This is a genomic window from Pseudactinotalea sp. HY160, assembly GCF_009372055.1.
In the GTDB taxonomy this organism is placed as follows: domain Bacteria; phylum Actinomycetota; class Actinomycetes; order Actinomycetales; family Beutenbergiaceae; genus HY158.
In genome coordinates this window covers 292,418-317,067 of the sequence record NZ_WHMT01000001.1, presented here as the reverse complement: position 1 = coordinate 317,067, position 24,650 = coordinate 292,418, and the positions used below count along the sequence as shown (strand labels likewise).

At 72.7% G+C, this 24,650-nt stretch carries 19 protein-coding genes; 3 read left to right on the top strand and 16 right to left on the bottom strand.

Annotation, left to right across the window (positions count from 1 at the left end):
• The 10 genes from GCG21_RS01375 to rsmI form a co-directional block, all read right to left on the bottom strand.
• Entirely contained in the window at positions 1 to 1,785 is a 1,785-nt protein-coding gene (locus tag GCG21_RS01375; RefSeq protein ID WP_152817473.1) for an ABC-F family ATP-binding cassette domain-containing protein, read from the bottom strand.
• Between the two features lie 28 nt (positions 1,786 to 1,813).
• The gene (gene rsmA, locus GCG21_RS01370) at positions 1,814 to 2,707 is read right to left on the bottom strand and encodes a 16S rRNA (adenine(1518)-N(6)/adenine(1519)-N(6))-dimethyltransferase RsmA (protein ID WP_370517191.1); all 894 of its coding nucleotides are present in this window, start codon (positions 2,705 to 2,707) and stop codon (positions 1,814 to 1,816) included.
• 98 nt (positions 2,708 to 2,805) lie between these two features.
• Complete coding sequence (locus GCG21_RS01365; protein ID WP_227992861.1) at positions 2,806 to 4,041, bottom strand: resuscitation-promoting factor; 1,236 nt, start codon at positions 4,039 to 4,041, stop codon at positions 2,806 to 2,808.
• 291 nt (positions 4,042 to 4,332) lie between these two features.
• Positions 4,333 to 5,355 carry a G5 domain-containing protein gene (locus GCG21_RS01360; RefSeq protein WP_152817472.1) on the bottom strand — a complete coding sequence of 341 codons (1,023 nt, stop codon included), beginning with the start codon at positions 5,353 to 5,355 and terminating at the stop codon, positions 4,333 to 4,335.
• A 184-nt stretch (positions 5,356 to 5,539) separates the two neighbouring features.
• Positions 5,540 to 6,517, bottom strand: a complete 978-nt coding sequence (locus tag GCG21_RS01355; protein WP_152817471.1) for a TatD family hydrolase — start codon at positions 6,515 to 6,517, stop codon at positions 5,540 to 5,542.
• Positions 6,517 to 8,322, bottom strand: coding sequence for a methionine--tRNA ligase (gene metG / locus GCG21_RS01350; RefSeq protein ID WP_152817470.1), 1,806 nt, complete (start codon positions 8,320 to 8,322; stop codon positions 6,517 to 6,519). Before metG ends, GCG21_RS01355 begins: the two co-directional genes overlap by 1 nt.
• Positions 8,323 to 8,346: 24 nt before the next feature.
• A complete protein-coding gene (locus GCG21_RS01345; RefSeq protein WP_152817469.1) occupies positions 8,347 to 9,081 on the bottom strand; it encodes a pyrimidine reductase family protein in 735 nt (244 codons plus the stop codon).
• Between the two features lie 2 nt (positions 9,082 to 9,083).
• Positions 9,084 to 10,025 carry a dihydropteroate synthase gene (gene folP / locus GCG21_RS01340; RefSeq protein ID WP_370517190.1) on the bottom strand — a complete coding sequence of 314 codons (942 nt, stop codon included), beginning with the start codon at positions 10,023 to 10,025 and terminating at the stop codon, positions 9,084 to 9,086.
• A complete protein-coding gene (locus tag GCG21_RS01335) occupies positions 10,022 to 10,591 on the bottom strand; it encodes an isochorismatase family protein (RefSeq protein WP_152817467.1) in 570 nt (189 codons plus the stop codon). The genes folP and GCG21_RS01335 overlap by 4 nt, the downstream gene beginning before the upstream one ends.
• Positions 10,592 to 10,726: 135 nt before the next feature.
• Entirely contained in the window at positions 10,727 to 11,551 is an 825-nt protein-coding gene (gene rsmI / locus GCG21_RS01330; RefSeq protein ID WP_370517226.1) for a 16S rRNA (cytidine(1402)-2'-O)-methyltransferase, read from the bottom strand.
• Positions 11,552 to 11,683: 132 nt separating this feature from the next.
• Here rsmI and GCG21_RS01325 point away from each other — a divergent pair, with 132 nt between their 5' ends.
• Positions 11,684 to 13,486, top strand: a complete 1,803-nt coding sequence (locus tag GCG21_RS01325; RefSeq protein WP_370517189.1) for a dolichyl-phosphate-mannose--protein mannosyltransferase — start codon at positions 11,684 to 11,686, stop codon at positions 13,484 to 13,486.
• Between the two features lie 130 nt (positions 13,487 to 13,616).
• On the opposite strand, the gene GCG21_RS01320 is transcribed toward GCG21_RS01325, so the two are convergent.
• Both GCG21_RS01320 and GCG21_RS01315 read right to left on the bottom strand, forming a co-directional pair.
• Complete coding sequence (locus GCG21_RS01320; protein WP_228760090.1) at positions 13,617 to 14,480, bottom strand: aldo/keto reductase; 864 nt, start codon at positions 14,478 to 14,480, stop codon at positions 13,617 to 13,619.
• A gap of 49 nt (positions 14,481 to 14,529) precedes the next feature.
• The gene (locus GCG21_RS01315; RefSeq protein ID WP_152817466.1) at positions 14,530 to 15,417 is read right to left on the bottom strand and encodes a LysR family transcriptional regulator; all 888 of its coding nucleotides are present in this window, start codon (positions 15,415 to 15,417) and stop codon (positions 14,530 to 14,532) included.
• A gap of 71 nt (positions 15,418 to 15,488) precedes the next feature.
• Between GCG21_RS01315 and GCG21_RS01310 the strand changes: the two genes are divergently transcribed.
• Positions 15,489 to 16,670, top strand: a complete 1,182-nt coding sequence (locus GCG21_RS01310) for a YeiH family protein (protein ID WP_152817465.1) — start codon at positions 15,489 to 15,491, stop codon at positions 16,668 to 16,670.
• Between the two features lie 37 nt (positions 16,671 to 16,707).
• On the top strand, positions 16,708 to 17,385 hold the full coding sequence (locus tag GCG21_RS01305; protein WP_152817464.1) for a metal-dependent transcriptional regulator: 678 nt from the start codon (positions 16,708 to 16,710) through the stop codon (positions 17,383 to 17,385).
• A gap of 8 nt (positions 17,386 to 17,393) precedes the next feature.
• On the opposite strand, the gene GCG21_RS01300 is transcribed toward GCG21_RS01305, so the two are convergent.
• The 4 genes from GCG21_RS01300 to GCG21_RS01285 form a co-directional block, all read right to left on the bottom strand.
• Positions 17,394 to 18,218, bottom strand: coding sequence for a metal ABC transporter permease (locus tag GCG21_RS01300; RefSeq protein WP_152817696.1), 825 nt, complete (start codon positions 18,216 to 18,218; stop codon positions 17,394 to 17,396).
• A gap of 40 nt (positions 18,219 to 18,258) precedes the next feature.
• On the bottom strand, positions 18,259 to 18,999 hold the full coding sequence (locus tag GCG21_RS01295; RefSeq protein WP_152817463.1) for a metal ABC transporter ATP-binding protein: 741 nt from the start codon (positions 18,997 to 18,999) through the stop codon (positions 18,259 to 18,261).
• Positions 18,996 to 20,045 (bottom strand): metal ABC transporter substrate-binding protein, encoded by a 1,050-nt coding sequence (locus GCG21_RS01290; protein WP_152817462.1) that lies wholly within the window; start codon positions 20,043 to 20,045, stop codon positions 18,996 to 18,998. The genes GCG21_RS01295 and GCG21_RS01290 overlap by 4 nt, the downstream gene beginning before the upstream one ends.
• Before the next feature lie 135 nt (positions 20,046 to 20,180).
• A complete protein-coding gene (locus GCG21_RS01285) occupies positions 20,181 to 24,623 on the bottom strand; it encodes a family 20 glycosylhydrolase (RefSeq protein WP_152817461.1) in 4,443 nt (1,480 codons plus the stop codon).
• Between the last annotated feature and the right edge of the window lie 27 nt (positions 24,624 to 24,650).

Genomic DNA, 24,650 nt, shown 5'->3' with positions numbered 1-24,650 from the left:
TCAGTCGAGCGTGACCGACAGCTCCAGCCAGCGCTCCTCGAGCACGTCGGCCTCGTCCTCGAGCGCCGTGATCTTCGCCATCTCGACGCCGATGAGCTCGAAGTCCGACTGGTCGAGGTCGGCGAGGTCGAGGCGCGCGTCGGCGGCCTGTCGGCGCAGGCGCTCGATCCGCCGCTCGAGGGAGGCGAGTTCCTTCTCGTTCGCGCGGATCTCGGCGCCGGAGCGCGCGCTCGGCGGCTCGTCCGTCGCGGTAGCCGGCCCGGCACCCGGGTCGTCGCCGGCGCCGGCGTCGCGCAGCCGCAGGTACTCGTCGACGCCGCCGGGCACGTGCCGGAGCCGTCCGCCCAGGATCGCGTACTGCTGGTCGGTCACCCGCTCGAGCAGGTAGCGGTCGTGGGAGACGACGAGCAGCGTGCCGGGCCAGGAGTCGAGCAGATCCTCCATCGCGGCGAGCATGTCGGTGTCAACGTCGTTCGTGGGCTCATCGAGGATGAGCACGTTCGGTTCGTCGAGGAGCACGAGCAGGAGCTGCAACCGGCGTTTCTGGCCGCCGGAGAGCTCGCCGACCCGGGCGGCCAGGTGCGCGCGGGAGAACCCGAGTCGCTCGAGCAGCTGGGCGGGGGTGAGCTCCCTCCCCCCGACGACGACCGTTCCGGACGTGCGGGCGAGCACCTCCCGGACCCGGTCGCCGGCGATGTCGGCCAGCTGGGAGAATTGCTGGTCGAGCACCCCCATCCGCACGGTCTTGCCGCGCTTGACCCGGCCGGCCGTCGGGGCGAGCGTTCCCGCGACGAGCGCGAGCAGGGTCGACTTGCCGGCCCCGTTCGCACCGAGGATGCCGGTGCGCTCCGCCGGCGCGATGCGCCACGTCACCTCGCGCAGGATCTCCCGGCCGTCGTAGGCGAGGCCCACGTCCTCGAGGTCGACGACGTCCTTGCCGAGCCGGGCCGTGGCCAGGCGGGTGAGTTCGAGCGTGTCCCGGGGCGGCGGCACGTCGGCAATGAGCTGATTGGCCGCCTCGATCCGGAACTTGGGCTTCGCCGTCCGTGCGGGCGCCCCGCGCCGCAGCCAGGCGAGCTCCTTGCGCATGAGGTTCGCCCGCTTGGCCTCGGTCACGGCGGCCTGCCGGTCCCGCTCGACCCGTTGCAGCACGTAGGCGGCGTAACCGCCGTCGAAGGCCTCGACGGTGGCGTCGTGCACCTCCCACGTGCGGGTGCACACCGCGTCGAGGAACCAGCGGTCGTGGGTGACGACGAGCAGGCCGCCGGCGGTGCGGGCCCACCGCCCGTTCAGGTGCGCGGCGAGCCACGAGATCCCCTCGACGTCGAGGTGGTTCGTGGGCTCGTCGAGCGCGAGCACGTCCCAGTCCCCCACGAGCAGTGCCGCCAGGGCGACCCGGCGGCGCTGGCCGCCGCTCAGCGTGCCGATCGTGGCCGAGCGGTCGAGGTCGGCCACGAGCCCGGCGAGCACGTCGCGGATGCGCGGGTCGGAGGCCCATTCGTAGTCGGGCCGGTCCCCGACGATCGCGTGGGCGATGGTCTCGTCGTCGGAGAGGGTGTCGGCCTGGGTGAGCACCCCGACCCGCAGGCCGCCGCGGTGGGTGACCCGGCCGCTGTCGGGCTGGATCCTCCCGGTAAGGAGTCCGAGCAGGCTCGACTTGCCGTCACCGTTGCGGCCGACGACCCCGATCCGGTCGCCCTCGTCGAGACCGAGGGTGAGATCGGCCAGCACGGTCTTCGTGGGGTAGTCGAGCCCGATCGATTCGGCTCCGAGTAGATGCGCCATATGCCCCCAGGATATCGCCGCGCGGCGATCATTCGTTCCGGGTGCCCCGGTCCGGGCCGGCCGCGCCCTCGGGCGCATGGGCCGCGATCGCCGCGAAGTCCTCCACCCGCAGCCGCTCGCCGCGCAGGGTCGGGTCGATGCCCGCGGCCCGCAGGGCCGATTCGGCGAGCGCGGCCGATCCCGCCCAGCCCGCGAGGGCCGAGCGCAGGGTCTTGCGGCGCTGGGCGAATGCGGCGTCGATGACGGCGAACGTGCCGGCCCGGGTCGCGGTCGCCCCGGGCGGCTCGCGCCGGACCATTCGCACGAGGCTCGAGTCCACGCGCGGCACCGGCCAGAACACGGCCCGGCCGATCGAGCCGGCCCTGGTGGCCTCGCTGTACCACGCGGCCTTGGCCGAGGGCACCCCGTAGATGCGGGATCCGGGTGCGGCGACGAGGCGGTCGGCGACCTCCGCCTGCACCATGACGAGCGCCTCGGTGAGCGTCGGGAATGCGGCGAGGCAATGAAGGATGACGGGCACGGCGACGTTGTACGGAAGGTTGGCGACGAGCCGGGTCGGGGGGCCGCCGTCCGTGATCGGCAGCTCGGTCACCTTCATCGCGTCGGCGGTGACGACGGTGAGGCGATCGGCCGTCCCGGGGGCGAAGCGAGTCACCGTGCGTGGGAGCACGGGGGCGAGTTCGGTGTCGATCTCGACGGCGACGACGTGGGCGCCGGCCTCGAGGAGCCCGAGGGTGAGGGAGCCGAGCCCGGGGCCGACCTCCATGACCACGTCGCCCGGTTCGACCCCGGCGGTGCGCACGATTCGGCGCACCGTGCCCGGGTCGACCACGAAGTTCTGGCCGAAGACCTTCGAGGGGCGGATGCCGTACTCCTCGGCGAGGCCGCGGATATCGGAGGCGCTGAGCAGGTGCACGGTCACGGACCGAACTCTGCCACATCGGGCCCCCGGTCCGCTGGGACCGGGGGCCCGATGGGCCGGCTCACGGCCGGGTCACGGCCGGTCGAAGTGCTGCGGGGTCAGCGCAGCCCGAGCTTGCTCGAGCAGGCGGGCCACTGTCCCCAGCCCGACCGGGCCTGGAGGATCTTGGCGCGCTTGGTCTGCTCGGCCGCGCTCGCCTGGCTCGGCAGGCCGGAGCCGCCGACGGCATTCCAGGTCGCCACGGAGAACTGATAGAGGCCGTGATAGGTGCCGCTCGCGGAGACGGCACCGGGGTTGCCGCCGGATTCGCACTGGGCGAGCTTGGCCCACACGCCGGCCGGGGCGGAGCCGCCGCCCGATCCGCTCGATGAGCGCGCGGGGGCCGGCTTGGGTGCCGGGCGGGCCTTCGTGCCGACCTCGACGATCTTCGTGACCGGCTCGGTGGTCACCTCGTCGCTGCGGACCTCCTCCTTGACGACCTCGCCGTCGACGGTGCGCTGCCAGGTGACGATCGTGCGCACGCCCTCCTTGCCGGCCTGCACCACGACGGACTCGCCCTGGTAGCGGTCGCCGGTCTTGCGGGTCTCGGTCGTGAAGTCCACCGTCTCGGTGGTCTTCTTCTCGTCCTCGCTGATCCGGGTGACGGTGACGAGCGGGGTGCCGCCCGCGCCGATGGAGACGGCGACGGCGTCGAGCTCGCCGAGGGTGATCCCGGCCTGCTCGAGCGCCCGGGCCAGGCCGACCGTTCCGGTCATCGCGACCGTGCGCTCCTCGCCGTCGACGGCGAAGTCCACGTCGTCGTCGGTCACGAGCGGCAGGTCGAGGTCGGGTCGGCCGTCCCCCGAGCGGGACGTGGCCATGGTGACCGTCCGGCCGGAGGAGGCGACGTCGGAGAGCGCCTCCGCGGCGGTGCGACCGATGGTCCACAGCTCGGTGGGCTCGCCGTCCACGACGAAGCTCACCTGCTCGGCCGTGCGCACGACGATCTCGGCGCCGTCCTCGAGACTCTCCCCCGGGCCCGGCACCACGAGGTCGTGATCGCCCGGACTGATGCCGGCGACCTCGAGGGCCCCGGCGACGGAGCCGGCGAACGTGCCGACGCTCTGGATCGTTCCGTCCAGGTCCACGGAGACCCGCTTGTGGGCGGAGGCCGCGGTGATGCCGCCGACGGCGAGGAGGAGGGTGAGTCCCCCGGCGAGCAGGGCGATCGCGAGACGACGGCGCGGCGCGGGAGTCGCCTGGGCGTCAGGGCCACCCGTGGTGTCGGGGGCGCCGTGGACGCCGGGGGCATCGGCAGCACTGTCGGCGGGGACGACGGGGAGGGGTTCGGTCAACGGGGCGTCCTAGGATTGCGCGGGGGCATGGTTCGCTTCCCGCTGGGGAGGCGCGCACTCGTGGTACACGGGGCTCGAAGGCCTCGGCGACTGTAACCCCATCGTTATCTGCGATGCCAAGGAATCCCGGGCAGATGTGTGGTAATTCACCACGGCGCTCCCGCGCGCCTCCCCCGCCCGGAGAGCCCGTGACCCCGCGCGGGGAACCCCGATCCGGGCGGGAGTCACGCCCCGATCGACGACGCGATCATGCGGCCGGCGAGAGGCGCAGCGGCCGGGCCGGGGAGTGCGTCAGTACCAGTTCTTGGCCTGGAAGTGGCCCCACGCACCGCAGGGGGTGCCGTAGCGGCCCTTGACGTAGCCGAGGCCCCACTCGATCTGGGTGGCCGGGTTCGTGCGCCAGTCGGCGCCCACGCTGGCCATCTTCGAGCCGGGGAGCGCCTGCGGGATCCCGTAGGCCCCGGACGAGCTGTTGTGCGCGCTCGGGTTCCAGCCGCTCTCGCGCTCCCAGAGCTTGTTCAGGCACTGCCACTGGTCCTCGCCCCAGCCCCGGTCGGCCAGCATCGCCTGCGCGATGCCGCGCGGGTCCTCGCCCGAGTAGCTCTGGTTCACCGGGCCGCCGCTGTCGGCCGGCACGGAGGAGTCGGGGGACTCGGCGGACGCCGCGGTCTCGGCGGGACCGGTGCCGACGAGCACGACCTCGGTCACCGGCTCGGTGGAGACCACCTCGGCGAGCACCTCGCGGGAGACCTCCGTGCCGCCCGAGTAGGTGACGCTCGCGGTCGTCTCCCGCTCGCCGTCCCTGCCCTCGGTCTCGAGCTGCTCGGCACCCTCCGGCAGGGTTGCCGTCTCGTGCCGCTCCGAGGCGTGCTCGATGGTCTCGGTGAACACCTCGGTGCGGGTCTCCACGCGCGTGATCTCGACGGTCATGCCCTCGGTCGGCGCCTCGGACATCGGCACGCTCACCACGTCGTCGAAGCCGACTGCGATCCCCTCGTCCGCGAGCGCGGTGGCGAGCGTGGGCGCGGCCGAGGTGACCTCGCGGCTCTCGCCGTCGATGATCACCGTGAACGTCACCGGATCGGCGCCCTCGAGGGGGACGCGGTCGACGCCGGAGCGGGAGGCCTGGAGCCACGGTTCGCGATCCATGCCGACGCCGGCCGACGTGAGCCGGCCGTCGGCGTCGTCCGATCCGGACGGCACCGTGGCGAACGCGACCCCGGCTCCGAGCACGACGACGGCGGCACCTCCGGCGAGGCCCTGGCGAAGCCGCCTCCCCCGACGAATCTCCCGCCGCTGGGACCGGCGACTCATCGACGCGTCCACGTGCACATGTCCATCCTCATCGTCCGGGAGATCGAGCGGTCGGCGCCGGCGAGGGCGCCCCAGCACCGTAACCCACCCGGACCGCTCCGGTCCATGCCGGGACCGGTCGGTGGACGGCGCCCGGGCACCTGACCCGATCGGGCTCCCCCCGCCGTTCGGTGATCCCACGCGCTCACGCGAACGGTCCGTAGAGGTCCTCGCTCAGGGCGGCGAGCCGCTCGCAGAAGTCGCTCAGATCCTCGCCGCGCAGTTCGGCGAGCAGCCGCACCGTGTGCGGCAGCTGGACCGGGGAGTTCGGGCGGCCCCGATTCGGGTGCGGCGTGAGGTAGGGGGCATCGGTCTCGACGAGGAGCCGGTCGGCCGGGACGATCCGGGCGGCCGCGCGCAGGTCGGCCGCGTTCTTGAACGTCACGGTTCCGGAGAAGGACAGGTGGCAGCCGCGCTCGAGGCAGGCACGCGCGAAGGCGGCGTCCCCGGAGAAGGCGTGGACGACCGTGCGCTCGGGCGCCCCGTCGGCGTCGAGCACCTCGAGCACCGCGGCGTGGGCCTCGCGGTCGTGGATCTGCATCGGCAGGCCGAGCTCCTTGGCGAGCGCGATGTGGTCGCGGAACGCCTCCCGCTGCACGGCCCGGCCCCGCTCCCCCGCACGGAAATGGTCGAGGCCGGTCTCGGAGATCACGCGGATGCGCTCGTCGCGGGCGAGCTCGGCGATCCGGGCGAAGGCGTCGGCGTATCCGGTCTCGTGCCGGGGCGCCCGGGCGGGCTCGAGCCCGTCGGGGCTCGCCTCGACGATCCGGTGATGGGCCACGACCTCGTTCGGGTGGATCGCGACCCCGGCGACCACGGCCGCCGATTCGCCGCTCCCGCCTCGCCCGGTGTTCGTGCGCGCGAGGTCGACGATGTCGAGCGAGGCGGCGGCCGAGTCGAGGTCGCAGCCGATCTGGACGATCCGGTCGACGCCGACGGCGAGCGCCGCGGCCAGGTGGGTGGCGATGCCCGGGCGAGCTGCGTCGTCCGTAGGCTGCTTGGGATCCGCGGGATCCGACAGAAGAGCGGCGATCGATTCGAGGTGGGTGTGGTTGTCGACGACCGGGCCGGGCAGCGGCTCGGGCGCGGGCGGCAGGCCGGTGGGGCGGGGGCGGCGCGACATCAGGACCGGTTCTGCTCGCGCAGCCGCTCCAGCTCCTCGGCGACCATCGACTCCTCGAGCTTGGTGAACACCGGGGTCGGCTTGCCCACCGGGGTTCCGGGCACGAGGGGCGTGCGGTGCCACGTGCCGCGGGAGGCGCCGTAGTCGCCGGTGATGATCGGGTACGAGCGGGTGGGGTCGTCGAGGTCGGTGACCTCCTCCAGCCGCGGCTGCGGGGCGAGACGATCGGAGCCCGCAGTGCCGCCGAAGGTCTCCTGCACGGCACTCGCCGAATGGGGCAGGAACGGGGCGAGCATCGTGTTGAGGTCGCCGATCGCCTGCGCCGCTGTGTGCAGGACGGTGCCCTGCCGCGCCGGGTCGGTCTTGAGCTTCCACGGCGCGGTGTCGGAGAGGTACCGGTTCACGTCGGCCACGAGCCGCATCGCCTCGGTGATCGCCGCGCGCTGGCGCTGGGAGCCCACGAGGTCGCCGACCTGGGCGAACCCGGCCTCGGTGGTCGCGAGCAGGTCCCGGTCGATATCGGCGAGGTCGCCGGCGGCGGGGATCTCGCCGAAGTTCTTGTGGATGAGGTTGGCGGTGCGGTTGACCAGGTTGCCCCAGCCGGCCACGAGCTCGTCGTTCGTGCGGCGGTGGAACTCGGACCAGGTGAAGTCGGAGTCGTGCGACTCGGGCCCGGCCGTGGCGATGAAATAGCGCAGGGCGTCGGGCTGGTAGCGCTCGAGCATGTCGCGCACGTAGATGACGACGCCGCGGGAGGAGGAGAACTGCCTGCCCTCCATCGTGAGGAACTCGCTCGAGACGACCTCCGTGGGCAGCTGCAGCGTGCCGAACGGGCCGGGGGCGCCGCCGAGGGCCCCGCGGCCGTCGTAGGCGAGCAGCTCCGCGGGCCAGATCTGGGCGTGGAAGGTGATGTTGTCCTTGCCCATGAAGTAGTAGGATTGGGCCTCGGGGTTGGCCCACCACTCCTGCCACTCGTCGCCCGTGCCGAAGCGGCGGGCCCACTCGACGCTCGCCGAGAGGTATCCGACGACGGCGTCGAACCACACGTACAGGCGCTTGTTCGGGTTGGACTCCCAGCCGGAGATCGGCACCGGGATTCCCCAGTCGATGTCGCGGGTCATGGCCCGGGGGCGCACGTCGTCGAGGAGGTTGAGCGCGAACTTGTGCACGTTCGGGCGCCAGTTCGTGCGGGTGTCCATCCACTGCCCGAGCGCCTGGCTCAGGGCCGGCAGGTCGAGGAAGAAGTGCGTGGAGTCGACGAAGGTCGGCTTCTCGCCGTTGATGCGGGAGACGGGGTTGATCAGGTCGATCGGGTCGAGCTGGTTGCCGCAGTTGTCGCACTGGTCGCCGCGGGCGCCGTCGTAGCCGCAGATCGGGCACGTGCCCTCGATGTAGCGGTCGGGCAGGGCGCGCCCGGTGCTCGGGGAGACGGCGCCCTTCGTCGTCTTCTCGATGAGGTAGCCGTTCTTGTGAACGGTCTTGAACATCTCCTGCACCACGGAGTAGTGGTTGCGGGTGGTCGTGCGGGTGAACAGGTCGTAGGTGAGGCCGAGCGCGGTGAGGTCCTCGGCGATCACGCGGTTGTAGCGGTCGGCGAGCGACTGGGCGCTCACGCCCTCGGCCTCGGCCTGCACGAGGATCGGCGTGCCGTGCTCGTCGGTGCCCGAGACCATGAGCACGTCGTGACCCGCCATTCGCATGTACCGGCTGAACACGTCGGAGGGGACGCCGAAGCCGGCGACGTGGCCGATGTGCCGGGGGCCGTTGGCGTAGGGCCAGGCCACGGCGGAGAGGATGCGAGTCATGGACTCGATCTTAGGGGCGATGGGCTAGGGCTGCGTCTCGCGCTCGTATCGCAGGAACAGCATCGGCCCGCCGGGCAGGGCGTGCACGAGCCGCATGGCCCGGGTCGACTCGGCCACGGTCGCCGAGATCCGCGGGGCCGTGCCGCCGGCGAGCACGGGGGCGAGGGTGAGGCAGAGCTCGTCGACGGCGTCGGCGTCGATGAGGCTGCCGAACAGGTGGGGCCCGCCCTCGCACAGCACCTGCGGATGGCCGGCCGCCGCGAGGTGGGCGAGCATCGCGTGCACGTCGAGCACCTCCCCGGGCAGGGTGATCACCTCGGCGACGCCGGCGAGGGCCTCGAGCCGCTCGCCCGTGCCGTCGTCGCTCTCGTCCGTGGGCGGGGTCGGGGCGTACACGAGCGGGGGCGCGGGGGCGCCGGCGAACAGGTCGGAGGCCGGGTCGAGGCGGGCCGAGCGGGTGGCGATCGCGAGCCGGGGATGGTCGCTCAGGCCGTGCTCGCGGCGCCAGGCGACGTCGGCGGCCCCGACCCGCAGGCCGCCGTACCCCTCGGCCCGCAGCGTGCCGGCCCCCACGAGCACGACGTCGGCGAGGCGGCGCAGCACCGTGAACACCTGCAGGTCCCACGGATCGTTCAGGCCGCCGGAGAGGCCGCCCACGGTGGCGGCGCCGTCGAGGCTGGCGATGAAGTTCGCCCGCACGCGGGCCCGGCCACGGTCGCTCACCCGGTAGGCCTCGATGAGTTCGTCGAGATCGAACACCGCTACTCCGCGTCCATGTTGTGGCGGAGCCGGGCCGGCTCCCGCAGCCCGAGCACGGCCTCGGTCATCCGCACCGCGTCGCGGGTCTGCGCCACGTTGTGTACCCGCAGGATCCGCGCACCGGCCTGCACGCACAGCACCGCCGTGGCGAGCGAGCCGATGAGCCGCTCCCCGCGCGGCCGGTCGAGGGTCTCGCCGATGAAGTCCTTGTTCGACAGCGCCACGAGCGTGGGCAGCCCGAGGGCGGTGATCTCCCCGAGCCGCCGGGTCAGCTCGAGGGAGTGGAGGGTGTTCTTGTTCAGGTCGTGCCCGGGGTCGATGACGATCCGCTCCTCCGGGATGCCGGCGGCGCGCGCGAGGGCCACGCGGTCGCGCAGGTAGGCAGCCACCTCGGTGACGACGTCGCCGTAGGACGGACGGCGCAGGTGCCGGTGCGCCTCGGCGCGCGAGTGCGCGATGACGACGGTCGCGTCCGAGGCCGCCACCACCTCGGCCAGGCCCGGCACGCGCAGGCCCATGACGTCGTTGATGACGGCGGCGCCCGCCTCGATCGCGGCGCTCGCCACGGCGGGGTTGTAGGTGTCGACCGAGACGACGACGTCGCTCTGCGCCCGGATCGCCTCGATGAGCGGCACGACCCGATCGAGCTCCTCCGCCTCCGAGACCGGCGGCGTGTCCGGGGAGAACGGAACGCCGCCGACGTCGACCCACTCGGCCCCCGCCGCGGCCGCCCGCAGGGCCGCGGCCGTGGCCGCCTCGAGGGCGTAGGTCGCGCCGCGGTCGTAGAAGGAGTCGGGCGTGCGGTTGACGACCGCCATGATGACGACGCGGCGCGCCAGGTCGAAGGTGTGCCCGCCGATGATCCGCGGGCGCAGCCCCGCCGCCGCGGCCGAGCCCGCTGCGTCGGCGGCCGGAGCGGTCGTCTCGGCCGGCCGCGCGGTCACGACAGCGCGAGGTCGACGCCCGCGCGGGCCATCGCCTCGCGTGCCTGCTGCCCCTGCTCCGGGGTGACGGGCACGGTCAGGTCGGTGAACACTCGCACCTCGAACCCCTCGCCGACGCCGTCGATCGCGGTCTCCTTGACGCAGTGGGACTCGGCGATGCCGATGACGTCGAGCGCGGTGACGCCGGCGGCACGCAGGAGCGTCGCCAGGTCGGTCCCCTCCTCGTCGCGGCCCTCGAAGCCGGAATAGGCGGCCTCGTAGGCGCCCTTCTTCACGGAGACCTCCGGGTGCAGGTCCGCCAGGGCCGGATGCAGCTCGGCGTCCGGGGTGCCGGCCACGCCGTGCGGGGGCCAGGTGTCCACGAAGTCGGGGGTCGGGGAGAAGTGGGAGCCGGGGTCGATGTGCCAGTCCTGGGTGGTGACCACGAGGTCGTAGTTGGAGCGGCGGGCGTCGGCGAAGTCGGCGATGCGCTGCGCCACGGCGTTGCCGCCCTCGACGCCCAGCGCGCCGTCCTCGCAGAACGTCGGCTGCACATCCACGATCACCAGGGCACGATTGGTACTCATGGCACTACTCTGCCATCCGGCCCGGGCCGGGAGTAATCCAGCTCACGTCCCGGGCGCCGTCGGCGAGCTGGGAGGATCGCCCCCGCCACGTAGACGACCGCCCACACGGCCCGAGGCGACTCCCCGCCCGCCCCCTCAGCGGTCGGCGAGGGTGGCCTCGTAGAGTTCGCGCCGGCTCGCGCCCGCCTCGGCGGCCACGGCATCGACCGCCTCACGCATCCGCGCCCCGGCGGCGATCCGTTCCCGCACCCGGGCCACGAGCTCCTCGAGGCCGGGCACCGTGGGCGTCGCGCCGGCGACCACGACGGCGATCTCCCCCCGCAGTCCGTCCGCGGCCCAGTCGGCGAGCTCGGCCAGGGTGCCGCGGCGGACCTCCTCGTGGGTCTTGGTCAGCTCCCGGCACACGGCCGCCCGCCGATCCGCCCCGAACGCGCCGACGAGATCGGCCAGGCACGCGGCGATCCGGTGGGGCGATTCGAAGAACACGATCGTGCGCCGCTCGGTCGCGAGCTCGGCGAACGCGCCGCGCCGGGCGGCCGGCTTGCGCGGGGCGAATCCCTCGAAACAGAACCGGTCGGTCGGCAACCCCGAGACCGCCAGCGCGGTGAGCACGGCGCTCGGCCCGGGCACGACGCTCACGGGCACGCCGCCGGCCGCAGCCGCCTCGACGAGCCGGAACCCCGGATCCGAGATCCCCGGCATCCCGGCGTCACTCACCATGACGACCCGCTGCCCCCGGCGCGCGGCATCGACGAGGTCGGGGGTCCGCGCCTGCTCGTTGTGCTCGTGATAGGCGATCACCCGCGCGCCCGTTCGCAGCTCGAGCCGGCCGAGCAGCGCCCGCAGCCGCCGGGTGTCCTCGGCCGCGATGAGATCGGCCTCGGCGAGCGCGCGCCGCAGCCGGGGCGAGGCGTCCTCGGTGGAGCCGATCGGGGTGCCCGCGAGCAGGATCGGCGGCACTGCCCCGTCCGGGAGTTCCTCCGGGTCGGCGGGATCGGTCGAGAAGGCGCTCACCCGCCCAGTGTGTCAGCCCCGCCGGCCCGCGCCGGCGACTGGCCATCGACACCACCCGCCGGTGCCTAGAATCGGGCCGTGAGCCAGCATGAGGACGACGCGACGGCGCCCGGCCCGGGCCCACGTCATGCCACCGATCCCGCGGTCCCGCCCGCGGGCGGCGACTCGGCGGTGCCCCTCGCCGAACCCGAGGCCGAACCCGAGGCCGAACCGGAGGGCGAGCTGCGTCGTCCCCACGCCTGGGCGCGAGCCACCGCCCGGCTCCGGGCGCCCGCGCCGCCCGAGGTGACCACCCGGGAGCACGTGCACGGCACGCTGCGCGACCGGCTGCTCTCCCCGATCCACGAGAATGCGTGGGCCTCGTGGGCGATCACCGCCGTGGTCACCGCCTTCGCGGCCGTGCTGCGCCTCGTCGAGCTCGGCCGGCCGGCGCGGCTGGTCTTCGACGAGACCTATTACGTCAAGCAGGCGTACTCGCTGCTCACCCTCGGCTACGAGGGCCGCTGGGGCGAGGACCCGAACCTCGATTTCGCGGCCGGCGACTACTCCGATCTGGGCACCGACGCGGACTACGTGGTGCACCCATCCGTGGGCAAGTGGATGATCGCGCTCGGCATGCGCTTCTTCGCCACGAACGACCCGGTGGGCTGGCGGATCAGCGCCGCGATCACGGGAATCCTGTCGGTGCTGCTGCTCGTGCGGATCGGGCGACGGCTCTTCGGGTCGACCGCGCTCGGGGCCGTCGCGGGGCTCTTCCTGGCCGTCGACGGGATCCACCTGGTCATGAGCCGGATCTCGATCCTCGACATCTTCCTCTCGTTCTGGGCGCTGTGCGGGTTCGGCGCCATCCTGCTCGACCGCGAGCAGTACCGCCGCCGGCTCGCCCTCGTGGCCTCCCGCGACCTCACCCGCGCGGGCGGCGACGGCCGCTACTCGGATCCGTGGGGTCCGCGGGTGGGGATGCGCTGGTGGCTCGTCGTGGCCGGGATCTGCCTCGGCCTGGCGAGCGGGGTGAAGTGGTCGGGGATCTACTTCGTGGCCGTCTTCGGCCTGCTCGTCGTGGCGTGGACGATCAGCGCGCGCCGCTCGATCGGCGTGCGGTTCTGGATCGGCGGCGGGGCGGTGCGCGACGGCGTGTCGGCGTTCTGCGCGCTCGTGCCGACGGCGGCGCTCACCTACGTGCTCACGTGGCTGCCGTGGTGGCTCAGCCCGAACTCGTATCTGCGCCACTGGGCCCGCGACGTCAACGCCGTGGCCGAGCTGCCGCAGCGCGCGTGGATGCCCGACTGGCTCAACTCGTGGTGGGAGTACCACCTGCGGATGTGGTCGTTCCACAACGGGCTCACGAGCGAGCACACGTACATGTCGAATCCGCTCGGCTGGCTCATCCAGTACCGGCCCACCTCGTTCGCGTGGCGCGATCTCGGGGCGGACCAGGGTGCCGAGCTCATCTGCGGCTCACACCGGTGCGCCTCGGCGATCCTCGCGGTCGGGAACCCGGTCGTGTGGTGGGGCGGGGTACTCGCGCTACTCGTGGTGATCTGGGCGGCGCTGCGGCGCCGTGACTGGCGCGCGTGGGCGATCCTGGCGGGCTACCTCGCCGGCTACGTGCCGTGGCTGCTGTACATGAAGCGCACGATCTTCACGTTCTACACCGTGGCGTTCGTTCCGTACGTGGCGCTCGCGCTCACGTTCGCGCTCGCCACGCTCATCTCGAGCAGACGCATCCCGCTGCGCGAGCGACGACCGGGGATATGGATCGCCGCGTTCGTGGTCGTGGCGGCCCTCGCCGCCGGCGCGTTCTTCTGGCCGATCTGGACCAATGAGTGGATTCCGTACTGGTACTGGAACATGCACATGTTCCTTCCCAGTTGGATCTAGGACGACGCCCGGCCGCCCCGCGTAGGGGGCCCCGCCGACCGCATGGGTCGGCGGGGCCCCCTCGGCGGGGTCTACCGAGCTCGGCGGGGTCTCCCGAAGGCCGGGCGCCGGCCTGGCCGGCGCCGGCCGGTCAGGCCAGGTGCGCGGGCTTGCCGAAGGCGGCCTCGGCCGGGTGGGCGCCGTAGCGCTCGTTCCGGTCGAGCTCGGTGATCACGTCGACGTCCTCGGGCTCGAGTTCGAGGCCGGTCGCGGCGAAGTTCTCGGCGATGCGCGAGGGCGTGACGGACTTGGGGATGACGACGTTCCCGATCGCGAGATGCCAGGCGAGCACGACCTGGGCCGGGGTGGCGTCGTGGGTCTCGGCGATCCGCACGAGCGCCGGATCCTCGAGCAGCCCGTGACCGCTGCCCAGCGGCGACCACGCCTCGGTGGCGATGCCGTGGGAGGAGTTCGTGGCACGCATCGTCTCCTGCTGGAGGTAGGGGTGGACCTCGATCTGATTGATGACCGGCGTGACGCCCGTCTCCACGATGATGCGCTGGAGGTGATCGGCCTCGAAGTTCGACACCCCGATCGAGCGCACGCGCCCCTCCTCGCGCAGCTTGGCGAGGGCCTTCCAGCTGTCGGAGTAGAGGTCGAACGAGGGCGCCGCCCAGTGGATGAGGTAGAGGTCGACGGTCTCGATGCCGAGCTTGTCGAGCGAGGCCTCGTAGGCGTCGAGGGCGCTGTGATAGCCCTGGTCGGCGTTCCACAGCTTGGTCGTGATGTAGACGTCGTCGCGGGCGAGGCCGGAGGTCGCCAACGCCCGGCCGACGCCGGATTCGTTGGCGTAGGCGGCCGCGGTGTCGATGTGGCGGTAGCCGACCCGCAGCGCCTCCTCCACGGCGACCTGGGCCTGGTCGTCGGGCACCTGCCACACCCCGAAGCCGAGCTGCGGGATCGCGGTGCCGTCGTTGAGTGAGACAAGGGGCACGTTGCTTGGTTGGATAGTCACTCCGACACCCTAACCACCGCGGCGCCCGCGCGGGCGCGTCCGGCCTCTCCTATCGGCCCGTGGCGATGGCGAGCAGCGCCGCTCCCCCGGCCCGCGGGGCCGTGCCCCGGCGCCAGACGGCCCGCAGCCGCCGGCGCGTGTCCAGCCCGGCGGTGGGCACCTCGACGAGCCGGCCGTCCTGCAGTTCCGCCGCGACGGCCAGCTCGCTGAGCATCGCCGGCACGGCGCCGGCGGCCACGACCACCTTGACCGCAGCGTTCGAGTCGACCGTCACCGCCGGGCCGGACACCGCCGACACGCCGGCCCGGCGCAGCGCCCGCGCCAGGGTCTCGCGGGTGCCCGATCCCTCCTCCCGGGAGGCGAGAGCCAGGGCGGCCACCTGCTCGGCCGACAGCGGGGAACGGACCCGCGCGAGCCGGTGCCCGGGGGCGACGACGAGCACGAGCCGGTCGGTGCGGACCGTGGTCCACGTGAGGTCGGAGGGCGCCCGCGGCCCCTCGATGAAGCCGAGGTCGGCGCTGCGGTCGCGCACGGCGGCCACGACCGCCGCCGAGTTGGCCACCCGCAGGTGCACGGGCTCCCCCGAGCGCTCCCGCGCCTGGGCCAACCAGGCGGGAACGAGGAACTCCGCGATCGTCTGGGAGGCCGCGACCCGCACGGGCCGGTCGGTGCGCAGCGCCTCCGCGCCGGTGAGGAGGGCGTCGGCCGCGGCGAGAACGGAGCGCGCCCAGCTCGTGACCGCCCGGCCGTGATCGGTCAGTTCCGCCCCCCGGCTGCGCCGGTCGAGCAGTTCGAGGCCGAGGGAGTGCTCGAGCCGACGCATCCGCGCCGACGCGCTCGGTTGGCTGATCCGCCGCAACCGGGCCGCCGCCGAGATCGAGCCGTGATCGGCCACCGCGACGAGCAGCCGCAGCTCCTCCAGATCCACACCTGCCATAGCAATATCCTATGGGTATCCCTGTACTCTGTGGGTACCGGCGACCCCGGCCCCTGTGCCACGGTGGATCCATGCCCCATTCCGAGCACCCCTCGACCCCCGTCGCGGCCCCCGCGACGACGGCCGGCGATCCCGCCCCGCAGCCCACCCGGCCTTCGCAACCCGCCCAGACCCCCCAGACCTCCCGGGCGCGCTGGACCCGGCTGCTTCCGGGGCTCGCCCTCGTCGTGCCGATCGCGGTCGTGGCGATGCTCATCGGCCGCGCATTCCCCGTGGTCGGCGGGCCGGTGAGCGGGGTGCTCCTCGGGGGCGTCACCGCCTCGCTCCTTCGGCCGGTGCGGCGGGCGCCGCGACTGGCCGCCGGGGTGAAGTTCGCGGGCGGGCGGGTGCTTCAGGCCGCCGTCGTGCTCCTCGGCGCCCAGGTGTCCATCCCGCAGGTGCTGCGCTCCGGCTGGCACTCCCTGCCGGTCATGCTCGGCACCCTGACCGTGTGCCTGAGCGTCGCCTGGGGCGTCGGGCGGCTCCTGCGCATCGACCGGGATCTGACGACGCTCGTGGGAGTCGGCACGGCGATCTGCGGCGCGTCGGCCATCGCCGCGGTCACCCCCGTGGTCAAGCCCGCCGCCGGCAAGGTCGCCTACGCCCTGAGCACGATCTTCCTGTTCAACATCCTCGCCGTCCTCCTCTTCCCGTGGGTGGGGCACGCCCTCGGGATGAGCCAGGAGGCCTTCGGGGTCTTCGCCGGGACGGCGGTGAACGACACCTCCTCGGTCGTCGCGGCGGCCGCCACCTACGGCCGGGAGGCCACCGACGTGGCGGTCGTGGTCAAGCTGACCCGCACGCTCATGATCATCCCGATCGTGCTCGGGCTCGCCTATCTGCAGGCGCGCCGGTCCGCCCGCATCTCCCCTGCCGCCAACACTGCCGGCCCTGCCGACAACACTGCCGACAACACCGCCGTGCCCGCCCCACGCCGCCCGGGGCTGTTCACCCTCGTGCCGTGGTTCCTCATCGGCTTCCTCGTGCTGGCCACGGTCAACTCGATCCTCCCCCTGCCGCCCACGGCCGCGGACGTCCTCATCACGGCCTCCGTCTTCCTCATCACGATGGCGCTCACCGCGATCGGTCTGTCCACCGACGTGGCCGGGCTGCGGCGCACCGGCCCGGCCCCGCTGCTGCTCGGATTCGTGCTGTGGCTGAGCGTCACCGCCACGAGCCTGCTCATCCAGGCGGCGACCACCGGCCTGACGTAGGATCCGCCGCGGTCGCGGCCCTGGGTAGGCTCGGCGCATGTCCGTTTCGGAGTTGACGCCGAGCACCCAGAACTACCTCAAGATCATCTGGGGGCTGCAGGAGTGGTCCCACGCCCCGGTCACCCCCAGCGACATCGCCCAGAAGGCCGGGCTGCGGATGTCGAGCGTCTCGGACGCCGTGCGCAGGCTCGCCTCCCAGGGGTTCGTCACCCACACGCCCTACGGCGCCGTCGCCCTCACCGCCCTGGGACGGCGCCATGCCCTGACGATGGTGCGGCGTCACCGGCTCATCGAGACCTTCCTCGTCGAGATCCTGCACTACCGGTGGCACGAGGTCCACGACGAGGCCGACGCGCTCGAGCACGCCGTCTCCGACGCCCTCGTCGAGCGGATCGATGCGCTCCTGGGCCATCCGGCCCGCGACCCCCACGGCGACCCGATTCCCACCGCCGCCGGCGTGATCCACCCGCCGGACGCCGTCCAACTGAGCACGGTGCCGGCGCCCGCCACGGTCACCCTCGAGCGGATCTCCGACGAGGACCCGGCGCTGCTCGCATTCTGCGCCGACGCCGGCATCGGGGTCGGCTCGAGCCTCGACCTGACCCCGGGACCGCCCTATTCCGACGCCGTGACCGTCGCCGTCGCGGGCCGGGAGCCGGTAAACCTGGGGGCGAGCGCCACCACGGCGCTGTGGGTCGCGCTCACCGGCCGCTGAGCCGGCGCTCACCCGGCCAGGGCGCGACGACGACGGCGCGCGGCCAGGCGCCGCATGATCACCCCGTGCGAGGGGCTGAGCAGGTAGACCGCCCCGAAGGCGAGCCCCTGGGCGAGCACGACCATCGCCCCCGAGGAGGTGTCGAGGTAGTAGCTCGCGTAGATCCCCGCGAGCCCGCACAGCATCGAGATGCCCGGCGCGATGAGCAGCATCCGGGAGAACGAGTCGGTCAGCAGGTAGGCGGTCGCCCCCGGCGTGATGAGCATCGCGACCACGAGCACCACCCCGACCGCCTGCAGCGCCACGACGGCGGTGAGCGCGAGCAGCCCGAGCAGCACGGCGTTGAGCAGCCGCGGACTCAGCCCGATCGCGTGCGCGTGGGTCGAGTCGAAGGCCACGAGGGTCAGGTCGCGCCGCAGGGCCAGCAGCACGATCACCACGATCGCCCCGAGGATGAGCACCTGGGCGAGGTCGGCGCGGGAGACTCCGAGCAGGTTCCCGAAGATGATGTGGAACAGGTCCACCTCGCTCGGGGTGACCGAGACGAGCACGAGCCCGCCCGCGAAGAGCGTGGTGAACACGATCCCGATGGCGGCGTCCTCCTTGAGCCGGGTGGTCCGGCGGACGGTGCCGATGAGGACCACGGCGAGCCCGCCGAAGACGACCGCCCCGATCGCGAACGGCACCCCGACGAGGTAGGCGAGCACGACCCCGGGCAGCACGGCGTGGGAGACCGCCTCCCCCATGAGCGACCAGCCGATGAGCACGAGCCAGCAGCTGAGCAGCGCGCACACCCCGGAGGCGGCGAGGGTGATGAGCAGCGCCCGCACCATGAACTCGTAGGCGAACGGGGCGGTCAGGAGGGCGAGCAGGTCAGGCACGAGCACCCCCGAGCACGTCGAGACCGAAGGCGCCCGCGAGGCGGGCGGGCGTGAGCACGCTCGCGGTCGGCCCGTGGGCGAGCACGGTGCGCAGGAGCAGGATCGCCTCGTCGGCCAGGTCGTGCAGGCCCGCGAGGTCGTGGGTGGAGACGAGCACCGTGACGCCGCCCGCCGCGAGTCGGCGCAGCTGCCCCACGAGCATGGCCTCCGAGCGCTTGTCCACCCCGCCGAAGGGTTCGTCAAGCAGCATGAGGTGGGCCCCCTGGGCAATCCCGCGGGCGACGAAGGCCCGCTTGCGCTGTCCCCCCGAGAGCCGGCCGATCTGGCGGTGGGCCAGGTCGGTGAGCTCGACGCGGTCGAGTGCCTGTTCCACAGCCTCGTGGTCGGCGCGGCGGGGACGGCGCAGCAGGCCCATCCGCCCGTACCGGCCCATCATCACCACCTCACGCACGGAGACCGGGAAGTCCCAGTCGACCGCCTCGGTCTGCGGCACGTAGCCCACGAGCCCCGCGGACCGCGCGGCCGCCGGCGTGCGCCCGAAGATCGACACGTCGCCGGCGTCGAGGGGAACCTGCCCGAGGATCGCCTTGAAGAGCGTGGACTTGCCCGATCCGTTCATGCCGATGAGCCCGCACACGCGGCTCGCGGCCAGGGTGAGGCTCACCGCGTCGAGGGCGCGGACCGGCCCGTAGTGCACGGTCAGATCACGGACGACGAGTGCCGGGTCGGTCATCGCCCCTCCTTGTCGTCGTGGCCGGCCGTGAGCGCGCCGGCGATGACGTCGGCGTCGTGGCGCAGCAGGTCCAGGTAGGTGGGCACGGGCCCGTCGGGTGGGGAGAGGGAGTCGACGTAGAGGGTCCCGCCGAAGGCGGCACCGGTGGATTCGACCACTCGCATCATCGTGCGGGGGGAGATCGTCGACTCGCAGAACACCGCGGGCACTCCGCGCTCACGCACGACGTCGATGACGCCGGCGACGGTGCGTGGGGTGGCCTCCTGCTCGGCGTTGACGGCCCAGAGGTAGCCCTCGGTCAGGTCGGCGTCGCGGGCGAGGTAGGAGAACGCCCCCTCGCACGTGACGAGCATCCGGGCCGATGACGGCAGGTCCGCGAGCCGGTCGAGCAGCCCGGTGCCCACGGCCTCGACCTCGCGCCGGTAGCGGGCCCCGGCGGCCCGGTAGTCGGCCGCGTGGGCCGGGTCGAGCTCGGCGAATGCGGCGGCGATGTTGTCCACGTAGACGCCCGCATTCACCGGGCTCATCCAGGCGTGGGGGTTCGGGGCACCGCTCTCGGGCCCGCCGGCGATGGGGAGCACGTCCACGCCGTCGGTGACCGTGACACGGGCGGTCGATCCGCTGCCGATGAACCGGGCGAACCACGCCTCGAGGCCGAGGCCGTTGTCGAGCACGAGGTCGGCCCCCTCGGCCCGCTGCAGGTCCGAGGGGGTGGGCTGGTAGCCGTGGATCTCGGCTCCGACCTTGGTCAGGGACTCGACCCGGAGGTGGTCGCCGGCGACGTTGCGGGCGATGTCGGCGAGCACCGTGAAGGTGGTGAGCACGAGGGGCCGGTCGTCGGCCCCGGACACCCCGGCCCCAGACACCCCGGCCCTGTCGTCGCCTGGGCCGGCGCCTGGACCGGCGTCCACTCCTGCAGTTCCGGTGGACCCGGGGCCACCGGAGCATGCCGCGGCGAGCGTGAGCACCGCGAGGCTTGCGGCGATGGCGGCCCCCCGACGGCGACGGGCGGGGCCGGGCCGGCACACGACGATGGGAGAAGGCATGACCCGGATCGTAGACCCAGGCCACCTAATCCTCAAACTACGCCTAGGCGAACATTCCGAGCGACGGTCTCCCGGGCATGCCGGGGCCCCGGCCACCCATGGTGACCGGGGCCCCGGCGGTGAGCCGTTCTGCGGTCAGCCGCGGGCGCCTCGGCGGACCAGGAGAGCCACCCCGCCCAGGATCACGAGACAGGCGATGAGCGCCGCCGGGAGCACGGAGGCCCCGGTGTCCGGCAGGTCGCCCGGCTCGTCGGCCCCCGGGACGGTCGGGAGCGCATCCGCCCCGGCGCCCCGGCCTCCGCCATCGCCACCGTCACTGCCGTCACCCGCGCCGGCGGAATCGGCACCGGGATCCGCGGGATCGGCACCCGCGTCCGCGTCGGTACCGGCACCAGAACCCGACGCGTCGGCGCTCGCGGCAGTACCGGCACCCGATGAATCGGCATCCGCATCCGTACCGGAGCCCGACGAGTCGGCGTCGGCACCGGTGTCCGTACCCGAACCCGACGAATCGGCGTCGGTGTCCGTAGCCGAGCCCGACGAATCGGCATCGGCACCGGCGTCCGTACCCGAACCCGACGAATCGGCGTCGGCACCGGCGTCCGTACCCGACGAATCGGCGTCGGCACCGGCGTCCGTACCCGAACCCGACGAATCGGCATCCGCATCCGTACCCGAACCCGACGAATCGGCGTCGGCACCGGCGTCCGTGCCGGAACCGGAGGCGTCGGCCGTGCCGTCGTCGGCCCCACCGGAGGAATCGGCCGTGCCGTCGTCGTCACCGCCGCCTTCGTCGGCGGGTAGGCCCCCGATGCGGATCTCGGCGGCACCGGCGAACTCGTTGCCCGCCTGGCTGGTCTTCGCCACGAGCTTGACGAACCGGCCCTCGACCGGCGCGAACTCCACGACCTGCGGGAAGAGCGCAGTCGAGAACGTGCCCGTCACAACCGGATCACCCCAGGTCGTCCCGTCGCTCGAGACGTAGATGTCGTAGTCGGCGATGCGACCGTTCGTCCCGGACTGTCGAGTCATGTACTCCAGCGCCTGAACGTCGTACTGCCCGCCCAGGTCGAGCGTGATGTGATGCGGCAGCTGATCGGAGCCGTCCGGATCGACCGTCCCCTGCCACTGGGTGTGCCAGTAGGTGGCCGGGTCGCCGTCGATCGCCGCGGTGGCCACCCCGCTGCCCGCGGGCTCACCGACGGTCTCCTGGCTGGAGACGTCCGCGACCGTGTACAGCGACTGGTCGATCGGGTCGGCCAGGGTGAGGCGACCGTCGGTCACGACGATCGCATCGGTGGCACTCCGTTCGCCCTGAGTCGCGACGAGGGTCTTCTCGCCGTTCGTGGATGCCGGTGGCACCTGCCACCACACGGTGATGGTGCCGTCGTCACCCGGGATGACCGAGTTCGACGGCGCTCCGTCGAAGGTGAGGGCGACGTGCTTGCCCGGTTCGAAGCCGGAGATCGACACCTGGGTGCGAGCCCCCGCCTCCGCGTCGTCGTCGGTGAACGTCACCGTCGGGGTCGCAGCCGGATCCCAGGGCGAGACCGGCTCGCTCGGGTTCTCGGCGTCGGCCGCGATGCGGGCGGTGAAGGTCGCCACCGATCCGTCGGAACCGGTGATCGTTCCCGTGTACTCGCCGGCCGTGGCGTAGGCGTGCCCGGCCTCGATGGTGTACAGGCTGCCGGCGTGGAGGGAGTCCCGGGCCTGCTCGGTCGAGAAGGTCACCTGCTGCGCCGCCGTGCCGTCGCCGAAGTCGACGGTCGCCGTGAGCGGGCCGTCGAGGCTCGAGCGGCTCACGCCGTCCTCGTCGTCCACCGTGTCGACGGCGACGCTCGCGCCGTCGGTCGTCGTGCCCGGCGCCGCGAGCAGCCCGACGTCGAAGGTGACGTCGGCCCCGGGCTTGGCCTCGAGGTCGGTACCGACGAGCGCCGTGTCCCACACGGCCCTGTCGCCGTCGTAGAAGTTCCAGCCGCCGGCGAGCATCCGCACGCCCTGGGTCGCCATCCGCTGGGCGAACTCGGCGACGTTCCGGTCGCTCTGCTGCGACCAGCCGATCTCCGCGTGCGAGAAGGCCCGCGGGAAGGCGAGGAACTCGGCCTGGTAGCCGCCCCGGATCGTCTCGGACCACATGGGCGCCTCGTTGCCGAGGATGGCGGGGTCGTCGACGCCGTCGATCGTGGCCGCCGGGTTCCAGTCGTAGTACCGGTCGAAGTCGCAGATGCCCGAGCACGCCCACGTAAGCCCGATCGGGGTCTTCGGGTTGTACTTCATGTCGATATAGGAGTTCCCGCCGCGCGAGACGAGCACCTTGGCGCCCTCCTGGGTGACGGCCCGGGTGATGTCGGCCGTGCCGCCGACCCAGTACTGCACGCCGTCGCCGGGGTTGAGGGTGCCGGCGGCGATCTCGCTCCAGCCGATCGGCTTCTTGTCGAGGTCGTGCACGATCTGGATCGTGCGCGCGACGAATTCGTTGAATCCGTCGATGCCGTAGCGACTGGTCATCGCATGCGATTCGTCGCCGCCGATGTGCAGGTACTCACCGGGCGTGAGCGCGGCGATCTGGCCGAGCACGTGCTCGATGAACGTGAAGGAGAGTTCGGAGTCGGGGTCGAGGTAGGAGTAGCCGACGTCGCCGCTGCCGTTCGCGGGCGCCGTGGGCTCCGCGGCCGTGCCCTCGTGGGAGGAGCCGGCCGTGTTGAGCTCCGGGATCGCGTGCAGCGCGGCGTTCGTGTGGCCGGGCAGGTCGATCTCGGGCACGACCGTGATGTGCCGCTCGGCGGCATAGGTCACGATGTCGGTGTAGTCCTCCTGCGTGTAGTAGCCGGTGTGGCCGAGTTCGTCCTTGTAGGTGGCCCCGAGCTTGTTCATCGCGGTCTTGCCGGAGATCTCCGTCAGCCGGGTGTAGTCGATCGGGTCGTCGTCGGCCTTGCCCTCGTTGGTGATCTCGATCCGCCAGCCCTGGTCGTCGGCCAGGTGCAGGTGCAGGGCCGACATCTTGGCATTCGCCATCGCGTCGAGCACGTGCTTGACCTCGTCCACTGTGAGGAAGGAACGGGCCGGGTCGAGCATGATGGCGCGGTAGTCGTAGCGGGGGGAGTCGACGATGGTGACGGCCGGGGCGGCCCAGTCGGTCGCGACGGCCGTGGGCGAGTACACGAACTCGGGCAGGAGCTGGAGCAGGGTCTGGGTGCCGTTGAACACGCCGTGCGCGGAGGCGCCGGTGACGATCGCCCCGGCGGCGCTGACGTCGAGCTGGTAGGTCTCCGCGCCGCCGTCGAGCGGGTTCTCGGCGAGCGAGGCGTCCGCGAGCCCGGCGTCGGCGACGGCCTGGTCGAGGTCCCCCGTGGTCAGCACGATGTCGCTCGCGCTCGCTCCGGCCGTGCCGGTCTCGATCGGCACGTCGAAGCCGGTCGATCCGCGCAGCGAGGCGGCGAGCAGTGCCGCCTCGCCGGCGAGGCCGTCCTCGGCGAGGATCCGCGTGGCGTCGGTCAGCCGGAACGGCTCGGCGTCCTCGCCGGCCCAGTCCACGTAGGCGGGCAGCGGCACGAGGCTCGCCTCGGGGGTCACGGGCGTGGGCTCGGGCCCGTCCCAGACCTCGAACTCGAAGAGGGACACGCCGTACGTGCCGGAGCGTTCGATGCTCTGCATCCGCACGTATGCCACCGGGTCACCGGTGGTGATCGGGATCTCCTGGCGCCCTTCGGAGCCGGTGAGCTCCGCCGTCAGGTCGGTCCAGTCCGTGCCGTTGGTCGAGGACTGGAGCTTGAATCGGGCCGCGTAGGCGGCCTCCCAGTAGATCGTCACGTGATCGACGACGGTCGGCTCCGCCAACTCCACCTGGATCCAGGCGTCATCGGAGGTGTTCGACGACCACCGGGTCGAGCGGTCCCCGTCCGTCGCCAGATCCGCGGTCCAGCGCCCGTCACTCACCTCGGTGCCCGAGGAGCCGACCATCGCGCCGGCCGAGGCGAGGGCGATGTTCTGGCCCTCAGCGGGGGTGGGCTCGGATAGGTCGGCCCACACTTGGAACTCCCACATCGACACTCCCCACTTCGAGCCACCGATGGGGGTGCGGTCGAGCGCCTGCATGCGAACGAACTCCACCGGCTCGGGGGTGTCGAGGACCTGGTCGTCGACCGTGCCGCAGGTCGGCTCGATCTCGCCCGTGGCGTCCGTCCAGCTCGTCCCGTCGGTGGAGGTCTGCAGCTTGTACTTCGCCGCGCAGGCGTCCTCCCAGTAGATCGTCACATGGTCGACGATGGTCGGCTCGGCCAACTCCACCTGGATCCATGCGTCATCGGAGTGGTTCGAGGACCAGCGCGACCCGCTCGCCCCGGCGACCTCACTCGTATCGCCGTCGTTGACCAGTTCCGGACCCCACTGCCCGGCCTTCTCCTGACCGGAGGCGGTGACGACCCCACCCTCCGAGGCGAGCGCGACGTTGGTCTCTGCAGGCGGCTCGGCTTGCGCAGGCGGCGCGGTGAGCGCGGGGGCCGAGAGACCGAGCGCGAGCGCCATGACTCCCAGGCCGGCTCCCCACGTCTGCGGGCGCCATGACTGTCGTAACTTCATTGTTCATCCTTCGGATCGCACAGCGAA

What these genes read in the sequence shown, in the direction of transcription:
- GCG21_RS01375 (WP_152817473.1), bottom strand. Translation starts at nt 1,785, where the DNA reads ATGGCGCATCTACTCGGAGCCGAATCGATCGGGCTCGACTACCCCACG.
- GCG21_RS01360 (WP_152817472.1), bottom strand. Translation starts at nt 5,355, where the DNA reads ATGAGTCGCCGGTCCCAGCGGCGGGAGATTCGTCGGGGGAGGCGGCTT.
- GCG21_RS01355 (WP_152817471.1), bottom strand. Translation starts at nt 6,517, where the DNA reads ATGTCGCGCCGCCCCCGCCCCACCGGCCTGCCGCCCGCGCCCGAGCCG.
- metG (WP_152817470.1), bottom strand. Translation starts at nt 8,322, where the DNA reads ATGACTCGCATCCTCTCCGCCGTGGCCTGGCCCTACGCCAACGGCCCC.
- GCG21_RS01335 (WP_152817467.1), bottom strand. Translation starts at nt 10,591, where the DNA reads ATGAGTACCAATCGTGCCCTGGTGATCGTGGATGTGCAGCCGACGTTC.
- GCG21_RS01315 (WP_152817466.1), bottom strand. Translation starts at nt 15,417, where the DNA reads ATGGCAGGTGTGGATCTGGAGGAGCTGCGGCTGCTCGTCGCGGTGGCC.
- GCG21_RS01310 (WP_152817465.1), top strand. Translation starts at nt 15,489, where the DNA reads ATGCCCCATTCCGAGCACCCCTCGACCCCCGTCGCGGCCCCCGCGACG.
- GCG21_RS01305 (WP_152817464.1), top strand. Translation starts at nt 16,708, where the DNA reads ATGTCCGTTTCGGAGTTGACGCCGAGCACCCAGAACTACCTCAAGATC.
- GCG21_RS01300 (WP_152817696.1), bottom strand. Translation starts at nt 18,218, where the DNA reads ATGGTGCGGGCGCTGCTCATCACCCTCGCCGCCTCCGGGGTGTGCGCG.
- GCG21_RS01295 (WP_152817463.1), bottom strand. Translation starts at nt 18,999, where the DNA reads ATGACCGACCCGGCACTCGTCGTCCGTGATCTGACCGTGCACTACGGG.
- GCG21_RS01290 (WP_152817462.1), bottom strand. Translation starts at nt 20,045, where the DNA reads ATGCCTTCTCCCATCGTCGTGTGCCGGCCCGGCCCCGCCCGTCGCCGT.
- GCG21_RS01285 (WP_152817461.1), bottom strand. Translation starts at nt 24,623, where the DNA reads ATGAAGTTACGACAGTCATGGCGCCCGCAGACGTGGGGAGCCGGCCTG.